At 66.7% G+C, this 14,762-nt stretch carries 14 protein-coding genes; 5 read left to right on the forward strand and 9 right to left on the reverse strand.

Annotated elements, in window-relative coordinates; all coding sequences use genetic code 11:
* Positions 1-272: 272 nt before the first annotated feature.
* The 4 genes from A7W11_RS13955 to A7W11_RS13970 all read right to left on the reverse strand — a co-directional run bounded on the left by A7W11_RS13955 (position 273) and on the right by A7W11_RS13970 (position 3,803).
* Positions 273-1,118, reverse strand: a complete 846-nt coding sequence (locus A7W11_RS13955) for a GTP 3',8-cyclase MoaA family protein (RefSeq protein ID WP_235816870.1) — start codon at positions 1,116-1,118, stop codon at positions 273-275.
* A gap of 16 nt (positions 1,119-1,134) precedes the next feature.
* Positions 1,135-2,142, reverse strand: coding sequence for a phosphotransferase enzyme family protein (locus A7W11_RS13960; protein WP_066413241.1), 1,008 nt, complete (start codon positions 2,140-2,142; stop codon positions 1,135-1,137).
* Between the two features lie 6 nt (positions 2,143-2,148).
* Positions 2,149-2,898 (reverse strand): class I SAM-dependent methyltransferase, encoded by a 750-nt coding sequence (locus tag A7W11_RS13965; RefSeq protein WP_066413251.1) that lies wholly within the window; start codon positions 2,896-2,898, stop codon positions 2,149-2,151.
* Positions 2,899-2,966: 68 nt separating this feature from the next.
* Positions 2,967-3,803, reverse strand: coding sequence for an IclR family transcriptional regulator (locus A7W11_RS13970; protein WP_066413254.1), 837 nt, complete (start codon positions 3,801-3,803; stop codon positions 2,967-2,969).
* A gap of 119 nt (positions 3,804-3,922) precedes the next feature.
* On the opposite strand from A7W11_RS13970, the gene A7W11_RS13975 reads away from it, so the two are divergent.
* A complete protein-coding gene (locus tag A7W11_RS13975; RefSeq protein WP_066413256.1) occupies positions 3,923-4,897 on the forward strand; it encodes a Bug family tripartite tricarboxylate transporter substrate binding protein in 975 nt (324 codons plus the stop codon).
* Positions 4,898-4,971: 74 nt separating this feature from the next.
* On the forward strand, positions 4,972-7,317 hold the full coding sequence (locus A7W11_RS13980) for a cytochrome P450/oxidoreductase (RefSeq protein WP_066413259.1): 2,346 nt from the start codon (positions 4,972-4,974) through the stop codon (positions 7,315-7,317).
* Positions 7,318-7,647: 330 nt separating this feature from the next.
* On the opposite strand, the gene A7W11_RS13985 is transcribed toward A7W11_RS13980, so the two are convergent.
* Complete coding sequence (locus A7W11_RS13985; RefSeq protein WP_066413261.1) at positions 7,648-7,902, reverse strand: antitoxin; 255 nt, start codon at positions 7,900-7,902, stop codon at positions 7,648-7,650.
* A gap of 125 nt (positions 7,903-8,027) precedes the next feature.
* Positions 8,028-8,858, reverse strand: coding sequence for an oxidoreductase (locus A7W11_RS13990; protein ID WP_066413263.1), 831 nt, complete (start codon positions 8,856-8,858; stop codon positions 8,028-8,030).
* Between the two features lie 118 nt (positions 8,859-8,976).
* On the opposite strand from A7W11_RS13990, the gene A7W11_RS13995 reads away from it, so the two are divergent.
* Positions 8,977-9,927 carry an AraC family transcriptional regulator gene (locus A7W11_RS13995; protein ID WP_412778731.1) on the forward strand — a complete coding sequence of 317 codons (951 nt, stop codon included), beginning with the start codon at positions 8,977-8,979 and terminating at the stop codon, positions 9,925-9,927.
* A gap of 100 nt (positions 9,928-10,027) precedes the next feature.
* Here the strand turns inward: A7W11_RS13995 and A7W11_RS14000 are convergent, their stop codons facing one another.
* Together A7W11_RS14000 and A7W11_RS14005 are read right to left on the reverse strand one after the other, a co-directional pair.
* A complete protein-coding gene (locus tag A7W11_RS14000; protein ID WP_066413269.1) occupies positions 10,028-11,590 on the reverse strand; it encodes an FAD-dependent monooxygenase in 1,563 nt (520 codons plus the stop codon).
* Between the two features lie 355 nt (positions 11,591-11,945).
* The gene (locus A7W11_RS14005; RefSeq protein WP_066414052.1) at positions 11,946-12,518 is read right to left on the reverse strand and encodes a YceI family protein; all 573 of its coding nucleotides are present in this window, start codon (positions 12,516-12,518) and stop codon (positions 11,946-11,948) included.
* Positions 12,519-12,586: 68 nt separating this feature from the next.
* Here A7W11_RS14005 and A7W11_RS28005 point away from each other — a divergent pair, with 68 nt between their 5' ends.
* Positions 12,587-12,751, forward strand: a complete 165-nt coding sequence (locus tag A7W11_RS28005) for a hypothetical protein (RefSeq protein ID WP_156523073.1) — start codon at positions 12,587-12,589, stop codon at positions 12,749-12,751.
* Between the two features lie 33 nt (positions 12,752-12,784).
* Here the strand turns inward: A7W11_RS28005 and A7W11_RS14010 are convergent, their stop codons facing one another.
* A complete protein-coding gene (locus tag A7W11_RS14010) occupies positions 12,785-13,720 on the reverse strand; it encodes an AraC family transcriptional regulator (RefSeq protein WP_066414061.1) in 936 nt (311 codons plus the stop codon).
* Positions 13,721-13,989: 269 nt separating this feature from the next.
* Here A7W11_RS14010 and A7W11_RS14015 point away from each other — a divergent pair, with 269 nt between their 5' ends.
* The gene (locus tag A7W11_RS14015; protein WP_066413272.1) at positions 13,990-14,721 is read left to right on the forward strand and encodes an SDR family oxidoreductase; all 732 of its coding nucleotides are present in this window, start codon (positions 13,990-13,992) and stop codon (positions 14,719-14,721) included.
* Positions 14,722-14,762 lie beyond the last annotated feature (41 nt).

Raw genomic sequence — 14,762 nt, forward strand, 5'->3', positions numbered from 1 at the left:
TGCCTCGCGCACGTCGTGGCGTACGCCACCTGAAGCCCCGGTGCTCTGACCGCCGCGCATTTCGCTCAGATACCCGCGAATCGCATCCACGTCCGCCTCACCGGCCGCTCCGCCACTGACTTGCAGGAGATTCCGGATACCCGAGCCCCACGGCACGGCGCCGTTCACCGCCACGGCTTGGGGTTCGGCCGCATCCCCTCCGCCGAGCAGGCCTTCTTCACCCACGAGGTAATGCAGCCGCTCAAACCCAAACGGATCCCGCGCGCCGACGATCATGCGTATTCGGCCTTCAAGGCGATGACCTCGCCGCGCTTCATGATGCGATGCGGCGCTTGAGGCGCGCTGCCGCCGTGGCAATGCAGACAGGCCTGCAACGGGGCCTCGCGCAGCAGATAGGCCAGCAGGTCGTCCCGCATGCCATCGTCGTCGCGCAGCGCCAGCCCATCGGCCTGGAAATCCCGCTTGCCTTGATACAGCGTATGGAAATGCGCCGGCCGCGTGCAGGTGTAGAACATGCCGTCGCGGATCATGTGGCAACGCTCGCGTATCCAGCAGTCCTGGTAGATGCGCCGCGCGGTCTCGGCGTCGTCGTCGGGATGCACGCGCGTCATGGTCGAGAACTCGTCCTGCGCTTTCCAGTTCAGCCGTACGCCATGCCGAGCCGCCTGGGTTTCGACGTGGGCGATCAGTTCAGCGGACAGCCGCGGCTTGGGATAGCGCGATATCGTCAGCGCATCCACTTCCCGCCAGAACACGTCCGGCATCTCGCCCAGCTTCAGGCCGTTGGTGGTGAGGGAGATGACGGGGGCGATGCCCGATGCCCGCGCGATGCGCACGATGTCGATCAACTCGGGATGCAGCAGCGGTTCGCCGCCGACCAGCTTGAACATCCTGGGGCTGAGCACGCGCGCGGCGCGACGCAGGTCGGCGGCCAGCGATTGCGGGCTGGCGTGCCACTCGGGCAGCAAGGGCGACAGCGAACAGCATTCGGCGCAGGTCAGGTTGCAGTGGTCGACGATGTGCGTTTCCAGCGAGCGGGTCTGGATGCGGCCATCGACCACCGGATAGTCTCGGTCCATCGGCGGCGGAAACACGTGCGTGCGGGCGGGGGCGTTCATGTCGGCGTCCTGCGGTTCAGTGCGGCGCATCCAGGCAGCGGCCGTAGAAGTCGATCAACTGGCCGCGCGCGCCATCCATCATCGAGACCATGCGCAGCGCGCCTTGCAGAAGCGTGCCGAAGCGGGGCGGATCGGCCAGCCAGCCCCGCAGCATCCAGCGCTTGCCGGCGTGCTGCAGGCAGGCCGCATCCACGGCCCAGGCCATGCGTTCGGGGTGCAGCGGACGCACGCGCAGATAGGCGTGCACGAAAGTCCGTGCCAGTTGCGCAGCTTCCAGCGGCAGGTGGTTCAGGCAACGCACGAGTTCGTATTCGCGAGGCGCGCCTATCGACGCTTCCCAATCCAGCACCAACGGCGGCAAGGCGTCGCCGAACAGATAGTTGAATTGATTGTAGTCATTGTGGATGGGGCGCTGCGGATCGTCCGTGGGAAAGGCGGCGAGGCTGCCGGCGTGGTGCGCATCGAGCAGGCGCAGGCAGGTTTCCGTGTACTGGCGCAGCCGCGCCGCGTCGGCGCCGGGCGGCGCCAGCGCGGGGGCATCGGCCAGTTCCTGCCGCAAGGCATCGGCATCCAGCGCCTGCAGGCGCGACAGCAGCGTGTCCTGCATGGGCAGCCTGTCCAGCGTGTCCAGGCAAGTATGCAAGGCCGCCAGGCTGGCGCCCAACGCGGCCCATTCTTCCGGGGTGAAAGTGTCGTAGGTCCGGGACTGGCCGCCGTTCCAGCGGGTCAGCATGGCGGCGCTGCCGTCGCCTGATGTCCATACGGCATCCCCGCATGTCGTGCGCAGCAGCGATTGCACGCGAAAGCGCGGATCCGCGTGGGCATTGAAGTGCGTCAACAGCGCGGCCTCCCTGGCGGCCCGGTCATCCTGGCCGGCGCGATACAACTTGGCCGCCACCTCACCCGCAGACGTCGGGACGCGCCACACGCGTTCGCTGATCCGCCGTGCAAGGCCATTCTGTTTCAGGCCATAAGCCCGGCAGAGGGCGGTCAGCGCTTCAGGCTGGACGGGCGAGTCTTCCATGTGGGCTCAGATCCGCTGCGCCGGGCCATGCCGGTATGGGTGCCCCGTGACGAAGGTGTTGTGCCCGACGTAGCGCAGCTTGTACATCGCGGGGCGGAACAGCACCGAAGGGCTGTTGTCGGCAATGCCCAGCAGCGGGTAGAGGTCGCGCCGCACGAAGAAGGCGTTGTTGCCCATGTCGTCGCAGCAGACCAGCTCGTAGCCCTTGCGCTGGCCGAGGTGGTATAGCGATTCCAGGCTGGCGCCGTAATAGGTCGAGCCGTCCCAGGCGTGTTCCGGGTTGAAGCACATCACCCAGCGTTCGGGCGGCGCGTAATAAGGGTTGTATTCGATGGCCACGATGCGCGGCTGAAAGGCCGTCAGGCCCTGCCACACCCAGTAGTCGTTGCCGTCGATGTCCAGCGACAGCAGGTCGAAGTCTTCGGGCACGCCAGCCTCGCGCAACAAGGCATCCACGGTATCGGGCTGTACCTGCTCCCGCCGCAACTGCACGTTGCCCGCCGCGCCGTAGTTGGCGCGCAGCTTGTCGTAGCGGTAGGCGCTGGCTTCCACCAGCAGGCCTTGCCATCCCTGTTCGCGCAGCAGCAGGGCGGTGTTGCTGTTGCGCAGGCCGTCGCTGGCGCCGATGTCCACGCAGTGCCGCGTCGTGGGGGCGATGCGCGCCATCAGGCGGGCGAGGATGGCTTCTTCGGTGCCTTGTGCGTACAGGCTGGGGCCCAGACCGGACAGGTCGAGAGCGGCGGGGGCGTCCTGCATGGCGTTCCTGGAAGGAGGCTTGAAGGGGGGCCGCCTTCGAGCCGGCGGCCGGGCCATGCCGAAGCCTATCAAAGAACGGCGCCCTCGGTCTTGGCGGCATGGCCCAGCAGCCGGCTGATGGCCTGCGCCTCGCGGCGCACCGCCTGCGCGATCGGGCCATCCACCGAAGCGTCGAAGCCGCCCGTGGCGCCCAGCGCCGTCAGCACGGCGCGGGGACGGCCGGTGTAGTCGTACAACGCCGCCGCGACTGCGCTGATGCCGGGCAGGTTGGTGTCGCGCACGCAGGCGCAGCCGGCGGCCAGCACCGAGCGCTGCAACTGGCCGATGGGATCGTCGGCGTCCAGCAGCGCCCGCCGCTCGGGCGGCGCGCTGTCCAGTTCGGACAGCGCCAGCGCGCGCACGGCGCTTTCGTCCAGGGTGGCCAGCAGGGCGCGGCCGGTGGCCGACCACAGCAGCGGCATCACCGAGCCCACCCGCACGTTCACGGTAACGGGCAGGCCCGGCTCTTCGAAACGCACGATGGTCGGGCCCTTGTTGCCCATGACGGCCACGAAGCAGGTCACTTCCAGTTCTTCGCGCAGCCGCACCAGCGAGGCCTCGGCCATGCGGATGGGGTCGGCCTGGCGCATGGCGGCCAGGCCCAGCAGCAGGCTTTCCAGGCCCAGGTAGTACTGCTGCGTGGCGGTGTCCTGGTTGACCAGGCCGGCTTCCATCAGGCTGACCAGATAACGATGCACCTTGGCGGGGCTTTCCTGGACGGCGCCGGCCAGCAGCGTCAGGCTGGCGCGGCCGCCCAGCGCTGCCAGGGCCTTCAGCACGGCCATGCCCGTCTCGGCGGCCTGCACGCGCTGGCGGCGTTCACGAGGGCGGGAGGGGACGTGCGTAGCGGCGGGCGCAGCGGTCATGGCGAGGCATCGTGAAGGAAAGCCGCAGGTTAAACCCGGGTTGACGAATTACGCAATGCGTATATGATTTACGCAAAATATGCTGCATCCACAACAGCCACAACACCACGGAGACAACCATGCGCCTGGCCCGCATATCCCACATCCTTGCCCTCTGTCTGCTGGCGGTCGCACCCGCCGCCCACGCCGCCGAATCCTATCCGTCCAAGCCCGTGCGCTGGATCGTGCCCTACGCCGCTGGCGGCGGCTCCGATTTCCTGGCCCGTACTGTGGGACAGGGCCTGACCACCCGCCTGGGCCAGCCCGTCGTCATCGACAACAAGCCGGGCGGCAACACCGCCATCGGCGCGTCGGAAACGGCACGTTCCGCGCCCGACGGCTACACCATGCTGTCGGCCGACAACGGCACCCTGGTCTTCAATCCGGCGCTGTACCAGAAGCTGTCGTACGACCCGGTCAAGGACCTGGCGCCGGTCACGCTGATGGGCCGGTTTCCGATGATCCTGGTCGCCGGTCCCGCACTGAAGGCCAATGACGTGAAGGGCTTCCTGGAAGCCGCCAAGTCCAGCGGCAAGGGCCTGGACTATGGCTCGGCCGGCGCGGGCAGCCCGCACCACCTGGCGATGGAACTGCTGAAGGTGAACACGGGCGTCAACCTGGTGCACGTGCCGTATCGCGGCGCGGCGCCGGCCCTGGCCGACGTGGCCGGCGGCCAGATCCCCGCCATGATGGTCGACCTGGCCGCGGGCGCCGGCTTCATCCAGGGCGGCAAGGTGCGCGCGCTGGCCGTGGCCAACCCCACGCGCCTGCCGCAACTGCCCGACGTGCCCACGTTCGCCGAGCTGGGCTACAAAGGCGTCGAGGCCGCCGCGCTGGTCGGCATCGTGGTGCCGGCCGCCACGCCGCAGCCCGTGGTCGACACGCTGAACCGCCAACTGGTGGCCACCATCAACGATCCGGTCATCCGCCAGAAGCTGGTGGACTTCGGCATCGAGCCGGTGGGCAATTCGCCAGCGGAATACCGCGACCTGCTGCAGGCCGAGCGCGCCCGCTGGCACAAGCTGATCAAAGACCTGAACATCAAGCTCGACTAAGGGCTTCGCTATCCGGACGGGGCCGGCGCGATGGCCGGCCCGCGTCCCGTCTAGATTCATCTCCGGAGGACGCCATGTCCGCAACCGCCCCTTCCGTCTCGCGTTGTCCCATCAACCACGCGGCCGCGCCCGCCGCCTCGGCCAGCGGCTGTCCGGTGCACGTCAGCGCGCCCGCGGCCGAGTTCGATCCGTTCGGCGACGGCTATCAGCAGGATCCTCCGGAATACGTGCGCTGGGCGCGCGATCAGGAGCCCGTGTTCTACAGCCCCAAGCTGGGCTACTGGGTGGTGACGCGCTACGACGACATCAAGGCGATCTTCCGCGACAACCTCACCTTCAGCCCGTCCATCGCGCTGGAGAAGATCACCCCCACGGGCCCGGAGGCCAACGCGGTGCTGGCCACCTATGGCTATGCAATGAACCGCACGCTGGTCAACGAGGACGAGCCCGCGCACATGCCGCGCCGCCGCGTGCTGATGGAACCTTTCACGCCCGAGGAACTGAAGCATCACGAACCCATGGTGCGCAGGCTGACGCGCGAGTACGTCGACAAGTTCGTCAATGATGGCCGCGCCGACCTGGTGGACCAGATGCTGTGGGAAGTGCCGCTGACGGTGGCGCTGCATTTCCTGGGCGTGCCCGAGGAAGACATGGACCTGCTGCGGCAGTACTCCATCGCGCATACCGTCAATACCTGGGGCCGTCCGAAGCCCGAGGAACAGGTGGCCGTGGCGCATGCCGTGGGCAATTTCTGGCAGCTGGCGGGCAAGATCCTGGACAAGATGCGCCAGGATCCCGACCAGCCGGGCTGGATGCAGTACGGCATCCGCAAGCAGCGCGAGCATCCCGAGGTGGTGACGGACTCGTACCTGCATTCGATGATGATGGCCGGTATCGTGGCCGCGCACGAGACCACGGCCAACGCCTCGGCCAACGCGATCAAGCTGCTGTTGCAGCATCCCGATGCGTGGCGCGACATCTGCGAGGATCCCTCGCTCATCCCCAACGCGGTGGAAGAGTGCCTGCGCCATAACGGCTCGGTGGCGGCCTGGCGCCGCCTGGTCACGCGCGATACCGAGATCGCGGGCGTGCCGATCGCGGCGGGCTCGAAGCTGCTGATCGTCAGTTCCTCGGCCAATCACGACGAACGGCATTTCGCCGATGCGGACCTGTTCGACATCCGGCGCGAGAATTCCAGCGACCAGTTGACGTTCGGCTACGGCTCGCACCAGTGCATGGGCAAGAACCTGGCGCGCATGGAAATGCAGGTGTTCCTGGAGGAACTGACCCGCCGCCTGCCGCACATGAAGCTGGCCGAGCAAAGCTTCACCTATGTGCCGAACACCTCGTTCCGCGGTCCGGAGCATCTGTGGGTCGAGTGGGACGCCAGCCGGAATCCCGAGTTGCGGACACCCGAAGTGCTGTCGCTGCGGCAGCCCGTGCGCATCGGCGAGCCCACGGCAAGCGCCATCACGCGAACCCTGGTGGTGGAGCGCGCCGAGCTCGTGGCGCGCGACGTGATGAGGCTGACCTTGGCCTCGCCGGACGGCCGCGCGCTGCCGCGCTGGGCGCCGGGGGCGCACATCGACGTGGAGTGCGGCGACAGCGGCCTGTCCCGCCAATATTCGCTGTGCGGCGATCCGGCGGATACGGGACGGCTGGTGATCGCCGTGCTGCGCGAGACCGACGGCCGGGGCGGTTCGGCGTGGATTCATGCGAATGCGCGGCAAGGCATGCGGCTGCGCGTGCGTGGGCCGCGCACGCACTTCCGGCTGGACGAGGAAACCCGCCAGGCGATCTTCATCGCGGGCGGCATCGGCATCACGCCGATCAGCGCGATGGCGCGCCGGGCGCGCGAGTTGGGCATCGATTACGAACTGCACTACAGCGGCCGCTCGCGCGCCTGCATGGCCCTGCTGCCGGAGTTGGCCGCGCTGCACGGCGACAGGCTGCGCGTGCACGTGGGCGATGAAGGGCAGCGCAATGATTTCAAGGTGCTGCTGGCCGAGGCGCGGCCGGGCGTACAGGTGTATGCCTGCGGGCCGGAACGCATGCTGGACGGGCTGGCGCAGGCTTGCGCGCATTGGCCCGAAGACACGTTGCGCGTGGAGCACTTCCATTCCACGCTGGGCAAGCTGGATCCGTCCAGGGAGCACGGCTTCGAGGTGGAGCTGAAGGATTCCGGCCTGACGTTGCAGGTGCCGGCCGGCCAGACCTTGCTGGGGGCGCTGCGCGCGGCCAACATCGACGTGCAGAGCGATTGCGAGGAAGGCCTGTGCGGGTCGTGCGAAGTGCGCGTGCTGGCCGGCGACATCGACCACCGCGACGTGGTGCTCACGCGGGCCGAGCGCGAGGCGAACGGCAAGATGATGAGTTGCTGTTCGCGGGCGAAGGGGACGAAGATCGTGCTGGAGTTGTAGGACTGCTGGGTCGGGTCCTACTGCTCCAGCCGTTCCTTCAGGCGTGCCAGCAGATCCATCTGCTCATGGAGCACGGCCAGGATGACGGCAGGTTGGCTTCGGCGAGGAAGGCAAAAAAATAAAGTGTTTTCCCGCCTTTTTTGCACGCAAACCGGGTAGCAGGTCATCCAATGTCTTGAACACGCCTTCACCAAGGGCGAGTTCGCAGGCGGCTCTTTCCAGTGCTGCGGCATACGCGATGCTTTGCGCATTGCCCCCATGCTTTCTGGGTGTACCGGACGATGCTGCGCAAGTCAGCCGCCGCGCTGCGGGACAGCGCGTAAGGACGCGTCATCGCGTCTTGCCGCGATGCATTTCCGCCATGGTGATCTCGGTGATGCTGCCATCCTCGATCTCGCCGCGTTCGACCTCGGCCAAGCGCTCGTTCAGGAGCGACTTCAGTTCATACATCGCCTGGTCCTGCGCGACGGAGCTGGGAAAAAGACGCTCCAGCGTGTATTGCTTGATGGTTTTTCCTTCCAGCGCGGCCCTGGCTTTAAGCATTTGATGCTGATGGTCCGTTACATCTATGGTCAGTCGGCTCATGGGGCTTCCCAGGATTGAATAATGGACCCACATCAGCACAAATGTGGGTCCGCCGGCTCTTGCTGATGACGAGGGGAGGGCAAACGTACTCATTTCCCTGGCTTCCCGGGAACGCGCTTTCTGGATCAACCGTCCGTCGACATCGTCAGCGCTTCCCATTGCTCGATCTCCTGCGCGAAGGCCGTCAGCTTGCCCCGCACCAGGCCCAAGGCATCGCTGCCCAGCAGCAGATGCGCGGGCGGTTGATCCGCATCGATCGCCGCCAGCATCGCCCGCGCCGCCTTCGCCGGATCGCCCAACTGCTTGCCGCTTTTTTCTTCGCGCGCCTGGCGGATGGGATCGAAGATCGCGTCGTAGTCCGCGATGGAGCGCGGTGTGCGGGTCATCGAACGGCCGGCCCAGTCCGTGCGGAACGAGCCCGGCGCCACGGCCGTCACCGAGATGCCGAGCGAGGCCACTTCCTTGCCCAGCGCCTCGGAAATGCCTTCCAGCGCGAATTTGCTGCCGCAGTAGTACGTGATGCCAGGCATGGTGATGTGGCCGCCCATCGACGTGATGTTCAGGATGTGCCCGCGCCGGCGCTGCCGCATGAACGGCAGCACGGCCTTCATCATGGCGACCGCGCCGAACACGTTCACGTCGAACTGCCGGCGCATCTCCGACAGGGGCGACTCCTCCATGATGCCTTCGTGGCCATAGCCGGCGTTGTTGACCAGCACGTCGATGGGGCCGACGCCGGCTTCGATGCCGGCCACGATGCCGTCGATGGCGTCGAAGTCGGTCACGTCCAGCTGGCGCGCGAGGGCCTTCGCCGACAGCGACTCGAATTCCTGCCGTGCCTGCTCGTTCCGTACCGTGCCGACCACGGTATGGCCCGTGGCCAGTGCTTCCTGCGCCAGGGCTCGGCCAAAGCCGCTGCTGACGCCCGTGATGAGCAGGATCTTTTGGGATGCCATCTGGATTTCTCCGATATCTAGGTTGGAGAATGCATAATAATTACGTGAATGAATCCGATGAATCCAGGATTCGCTATTTATCTTGCATAAAACTATGAGGCCAAAGCGTCTTGCCAAGATGCCGATGAGCGCGCCGCCCTCGGTCGGCCAGCAGCGCACGATCGCGCTGCTGCACGCCCTGGCGCCCGACGAGGGCTACAACCTGACGGCCTTGCCCAGCGTGCGCATCCTGCGTTCCAACCGCGCGCTGTCCCGCACGCCCGTGCTGTACGACCCCGGCATCGTCATCGTCTGCCAGGGCCGCAAGCGCGGCTATTTCGGCGATCAGTTGTACCTGTACGACGAATGGCACTATCTGGCCGTGTCGGTGCCCGTGCCGTTCAGCATGGAGACCGAGGCCACGGCGGAACATCCCCTGCTGGCGCTGTATCTGCACCTGGATTTCACGATGGCGGCCGAGCTGGCCGAGCAGATCGACAACGAGGGTACGGACGGCAGCGCGCAAGCGCCGCTGAGCATGATGTCCACGCCGATGGACCCGGCGATGCAGGCCTCGGTGCTGCGTTTGCTCGAAGCCATGAGCCAACCGCTGGAGGCCGCCGTGCTGGGGCCAGGCCTGCTGCGCGAGCTGTACTTCCGCGTGCTGACGGGCGAGCAGGGCGGGGCGATGCGGCAGGCGTTGGCCCTGCGCGGGCACTTCGGCAGGGTCGGCCGCGCCTTGCGCCGCATCCATGCCGAATACGCGCAGCCCCTGGACGTGGCGCTGCTGGCCGAAGAGGCGGGAATGAGCGTGCCCAGTTTCTACAGCCACTTCAAGGCGATCACGCAGTTGTCGCCGATGCAGTACGTGAAATCGACCCGGCTGCATCAAGGGCGTTTGCTGATGGTGCGGCAGGACCTGACCGCCGAGGCGGCGGGTTATGCGGTGGGCTATACCAGCCCCTCTCAGTTCAGCCGCGAGTTCAAGCGCCTGTTCGGCGCGACGCCCGCGGCCGAGGCCCGGCGTATGCGAGACAGCTTCGCCATCCCGGAAGCCTTTGCGGATGCGGTGTACGTGTCGTCGCATTGATGTGTTTGATGGCCGGAGAACGTCGAGGGAGTCGAGCCGCCACGATGTTCTCCATTACGCTTTCAGCGATGCGGCCTGCCGGTCAGGCGGCGGAAGACGCTCACGGCGACCCATCGGCGCTGCCGGCTTCAGGGCGGCCGAACCAGCGTTCGATCGCTGCCACGGCGGCGGTCTGGTCCGGTTCGCCGTCGCCTGCCCAGGCGACGATGCCGTCAGGGCGCACCAGCGCGGCGCTCAAGCCCAAGGTGTCTGCCGCTTCGCCGCACACATATCCGATGCGGCCGTCCCAGTGCCGCGCCATCTCGGCCAAGGGCGCCCGAAGGCTGAAATCCAGTAGCAAGCCTTTGCCGCTGCGCAGGTGTGCCGCCAGCCGGGTTCCATCGGCCAGCATGAAGTCCGGTGCGCTAAGGCCCACCAGCGGATGTGCATCATCCAGTTCGTGACGCAATGACACGCCCCACATGCGTTCGGCGAAATAGGTGGCGCCATCGCGCGTCTCGATGAGATCGCGCAGGATGGCCCCGAGCGCGCGAGAGCTTGGGCTGGGCCGCATCAGGGCGACCTGCGCGCGCGACCAATCCAGTATCCGTGCCCCGATAGGCATGCGCTCTGAGGGATAGCTGTCCAGCAAGCCGCGCGGCGCGGCGCCGTGGATCGTGGCGGCCAGTTTCCAGCCGAGATTCATGGCGTCGCCCAATCCCAGGTTCAGGCCCTGGCCGCCCAACGGCGAATGCGTGTGCGCGGCATCGCCGGCCAGCAGCACGCGGTCCCTGCGATAGGCCGTTGCCTGGAAGGCGCGGTCGGTCCAGGTCGTGACGAGCCGGAGCGCCTCGATATCGACGTCCACGCCGGATATCCGGCGCAGTACCGATTGCAGGTGTTCCCGCGTGATCGCTTCGGTGCGATGGAATGCGCCGCCATCGAAATCGACCAAGGTGACGAAGCCCGGACGCTGGTACGTATACATGCCCGCGGGCGTGTAGTGCCGGCCCGGCGCGAGAGCATCGGGATCCGCCATGACGATATCCGCGCTGTAGCCGGTGAACTCCGGATGCGTGCCCTCGAACGTAAAGCCCGCCGCCTTGCGCACGCTGCTGCGGCCGCCGTCGCATCCCACCAGCCAGCGCGCGTGGAAGGCTTGTCCCTCCGCATGCACCGTGACGCGGTCTTCGGTTTGTTCGATCGCCCGGACGCCGAGGCCACGCCGTATCTCCGCGCCCATCTTCACGGCGCGGGCCGCCAGCACCTGTTCGATGTGCGCCGTGTCGCTGACCAGCATGCCTTCTTCGGCATGGGGCAGGCGATACGGCCATCGGGACGGGTCCACGTTGTCCCGATGGAGCGGGATGCCGGCGAAGTGGCCCGCGGACGGGCGCGGCTGCTGCATCCAGTGCGGCGCATGCGCGCGGTCTTGCGGGGCGGGCGGTTGGCCGGGCCGGAGGGCTGCCATCTCTGCCAGCAAGCCTCGCCGGTCCAGGGCTTGCTGCGTCGGGACGGACAGGCCGCGCATGCCGAAAGGCGGCCGTTTCAGCGGCGAGTCCGGACTGCCAGCCTGTTCCAGCACCAGGACCGAAACACCGGCCAGGCGCAGCTCGCAGGCCAGGAACAGCCCGACGGGGCCGGCGCCGGCAATGATGACATCGTGGGAAATCGAATCGTGCATGAGAGACCTCGGAATGGAATGGCCGTTCGACCAGAACAGTTCGTTGTCTTGAGAACCGCACTGACGAACAGGACCCACGCGGGATCGCGTGGATGTTCGTCGTGGGACTCATGCGCGGGCATGGACAGAGCTTCCGCGATGCGGAAGGACTTGGGCTGGACCACACCAAGTCTGCCTTTTTCGACGGGGCTAATTTACGTCGGTTCGGGCGCGCTCGGCAAGCGCGGGCCATTCATGTGTGGGCTGTGTTGTTTCAGGGAGCATTCCGTGCCGCTTGGAGCGGCGCAAGCACAACGGCCCCCGCGCGTTGGAGTCGTATCCAGCGCGCGGGGGCCGTTCGGAGCAGCCAGTACGATCAGTCCGCCTTGACGCCTTCCACCTGGATCTGCAGGCGCGTGAACATCTGGAAGCCCCACTCCTTGCCGAAGCTGACGCCGTAGTCGGCGCGGTTGAATTCAGCTTTGGCGTCGGCGCCGCACACTTCGCGCTTCAGGATCGGATTCTCGTAGCACTTGAACGAATTCAGCGTGAGCGTCAGGGGCTTCGTGACGCCGTGCAGTGTGAATTCGCCTTCGATCTTCGTCGGGACGTCGCCCTTGAAGATGAACTTCCTGCTCTTGTAGACGGCCTTGGGGAATTTCGCCACGTCCAGCATCTTGTCGCTGACGATTTCCTTGTCCAGGTCCGCGTCGCCGCTGCTGACGGTGGCGGTGTCGATCTCGACTTCCAGGCTGCCGGTCTTGGCGGCGCGGTCGATCACCACCTTGCCCGAGCTTTTCAGGAACTTGCCACGCCAGACCGAGGCGCCGTTGAAGTGGTCGACTTCGAAGCTGGGGTAGGTGTGCGAGGGATCGAGGTTGTACGTGACGGGGGCCGCGATCACGGGCGAGGCAGCCAGCGCGAGGCAGGTGAGGATGAGTTTTTTCATGGCCGGATCTTCATGCTGCAAGTTGGTCGGAGAGTTGCCAGCAGGCCGTCGAATCGGGCCGCGAGCGCATGAGTGACGTGCCGGGCAACCAAGGGAAGGACGATCCTAGCATGGCGGATTTCGCCGCTTGGGGCGCCTCACAAGACGCACTGTTCCATTTTTTGGCGGCCCGTGCGGGCGCGAAAAATGCCATGTATGGCGAGGCGGGCCTGTCCTGGCGTGAGGCGCGTTGACGGCGCCGATGGACAGCCCGCGTGCGTGGATCATCAGTTCGCGGCGGCTTCCTCGGCGGCGTCGGTGCGCCACTCCAGATCCTCCAGCCGGGTCGCCGGCGACAGGCCGAACGTCACGCGCATATCCCGGACTTCATCGGACGGCGTGCGCCCGAAGAAGCGCTTGAATTCCCGGCTGAACTGCGACGGGCTTTCATACCCCACCTTCGCCGCCGCGCCCGCCGCCGTCAGTCCATCGCGGATCATCAGCAGGCGGGCCTGATGCAGGCGCGTCGACTTGATGTACTGGATGGGCGAGGTCTGCGTCACGGTCCGGAAGTTCGCATGGAATGCAGGCACGCTCATGCCGGCTTCCTTTGCCAGTTGCGCCACCGTCAGCGGCTGCGCGAAATCGGCATGGATGTAGTTCAAGGCGCGCGCCACGCGGCCGAACCGGCCGTTGTGCGCCAGCGCCGCGCGCATGGACGCGCCCTGCGCGCCCGTCAGTACGCGAAAGCAGATCTCGTTGACGATGGCCGGCCCCAGGATCCGGGCATCCAGGGGAGAGGCCAGCGCGCGCAACAGCCGCAGCGTGGCGTCGGCCAGGTCATCATCGAGCGGCGTGGACACGATTCCCATCGGCGCCCCCTGAGCCGGACCGCCGGCATCGTCCAGCTCGGTGACCAGTTCGCTCAGTTCCAGCAAATCCAGCCGGATGGCCACGCCCAGCATCGGTTCGTCCTCGCTGGCGATGGTCTCGGTCGAGAAGGGCAGCGGCACCGACAGCACCAGGTACTGCTGGGCGTCGTACACATACATCTCGTCGCCCAGGAAGCCCAGCTTGCGGCCCTGGCACACGATGACGATGCTGGGCTCGTACAGCACGGGCGTGCGCCCCAGCGGGCGGTTCGAGCGCATCAGGCGCACGCTGTCCAGGGCCGATTGGGTATAGCCCTCGTTGGGCGCCAGGCGCATCAGGATGTCGGTCATGCGCAGCGATGCCGGGGTGGTGCTCTTCACATGGGTCTCCGTGTCTGGCGCGTGGCCCGCCATTGTAGGCGGGTGACGGAGGGGAACGCGAGGCCATCGATAGGAATGGGCAAGGATCGAATCGTCAAGGGTCTTTTCCGAATCAGCCCGTGCTTCTACCATTTCGTCACAGGCTCTTGATCCGCAAGGCCAATCAAACGCCAGGGCAGGAAAGTCCCGCCATCGCGCGGAATACGCACCCGTCTCGGCTTATCGATAGGAGTGTGCAAATGGTTACCCAATCCAAAGTCATCCTCGTCACCGGCGCCAGCAGCGGGATCGGCGAAGGCGCGGTGCGCCTGCTGGCCGCGCAGGGCCACCGTCTGGTGATCGGCGCGCGCCGCACCGACCGGCTGGCCGCATTGGTCGGCGCGCTGGGCGACGCGGGCAAGTCGGTGCATTACCGTGCCCTGGACGTGACCTCGGCCGAAGACACCGCCGCCTTCGCGCAGTACGCGATGGACACGTTCGGCCGCATCGACGTCATCGTCAACAACGCAGGCGTGATGCCGTTGTCCCCGCTGAACGCCCTGAAGCTGGACGAATGGAACCGCATGATCGACGTGAACATCCGCGGCGTGCTGCATGGGATCGCGGCCGTGCTGCCCGTCATGGAGCGGCAGGGCGAGGGCCAGGTCATCAACATCTCGTCCATTGGCGGATTCGCCGTGTGGCCGCGTTGCGCGGTCTACAGCGCCACGAAATTCGCGGTGCGCGCCATCTCCGACGGGTTGCGCCAGGAGACGGACAAGCTGCGCGTGACGGTGATCTGCCCCGGCGTGGTCGAGTCCGAACTGGCCGACACCATCACCGACGAGGGCGCGCAGGCCGCCATGCGTGAATTCCGCAGCGTGGCGATGACGCCGGACGCGATCGCCCGCGCCATCGCGTTCGCGATCGACCAGCCTGCGGGCGTGGACGTGAACGAGATCGTCGTGCGCCCCACGGCCAGCCTGTACTGAGCCATTTCGCGCCGGCCCCGCGGGGGGCGGGCGATCTTCAT

Origin of the sequence: Bordetella ansorpii, from assembly GCF_900078315.1 — a bacterium.
Taxonomy (GTDB): Bacteria; Pseudomonadota; Gammaproteobacteria; order Burkholderiales; family Burkholderiaceae_B; genus Bordetella; species Bordetella ansorpii.

Bases quoted from the DNA above. Each gene is read 5' to 3' on its own strand.
- A7W11_RS13955 (WP_235816870.1), bottom strand. From the start codon at position 1,118: ATGAACGCCCCCGCCCGCACGCACGTGTTTCCGCCGCCGATGGACCGA.
- A7W11_RS13960 (WP_066413241.1), bottom strand. From the start codon at position 2,142: ATGGAAGACTCGCCCGTCCAGCCTGAAGCGCTGACCGCCCTCTGCCGG.
- A7W11_RS13965 (WP_066413251.1), bottom strand. From the start codon at position 2,898: ATGCAGGACGCCCCCGCCGCTCTCGACCTGTCCGGTCTGGGCCCCAGC.
- A7W11_RS13970 (WP_066413254.1), bottom strand. From the start codon at position 3,803: ATGACCGCTGCGCCCGCCGCTACGCACGTCCCCTCCCGCCCTCGTGAA.
- A7W11_RS13975 (WP_066413256.1), top strand. From the start codon at position 3,923: ATGCGCCTGGCCCGCATATCCCACATCCTTGCCCTCTGTCTGCTGGCG.
- A7W11_RS13980 (WP_066413259.1), top strand. From the start codon at position 4,972: ATGTCCGCAACCGCCCCTTCCGTCTCGCGTTGTCCCATCAACCACGCG.
- A7W11_RS13985 (WP_066413261.1), bottom strand. From the start codon at position 7,902: ATGAGCCGACTGACCATAGATGTAACGGACCATCAGCATCAAATGCTT.
- A7W11_RS13990 (WP_066413263.1), bottom strand. From the start codon at position 8,858: ATGGCATCCCAAAAGATCCTGCTCATCACGGGCGTCAGCAGCGGCTTT.
- A7W11_RS13995 (WP_412778731.1), top strand. From the start codon at position 8,977: ATGCCGATGAGCGCGCCGCCCTCGGTCGGCCAGCAGCGCACGATCGCG.
- A7W11_RS14000 (WP_066413269.1), bottom strand. From the start codon at position 11,590: ATGCACGATTCGATTTCCCACGATGTCATCATTGCCGGCGCCGGCCCC.
- A7W11_RS14005 (WP_066414052.1), bottom strand. From the start codon at position 12,518: ATGAAAAAACTCATCCTCACCTGCCTCGCGCTGGCTGCCTCGCCCGTG.
- A7W11_RS28005 (WP_156523073.1), top strand. From the start codon at position 12,587: ATGAGTGACGTGCCGGGCAACCAAGGGAAGGACGATCCTAGCATGGCG.
- A7W11_RS14010 (WP_066414061.1), bottom strand. From the start codon at position 13,720: ATGACCGACATCCTGATGCGCCTGGCGCCCAACGAGGGCTATACCCAA.
- A7W11_RS14015 (WP_066413272.1), top strand. From the start codon at position 13,990: ATGGTTACCCAATCCAAAGTCATCCTCGTCACCGGCGCCAGCAGCGGG.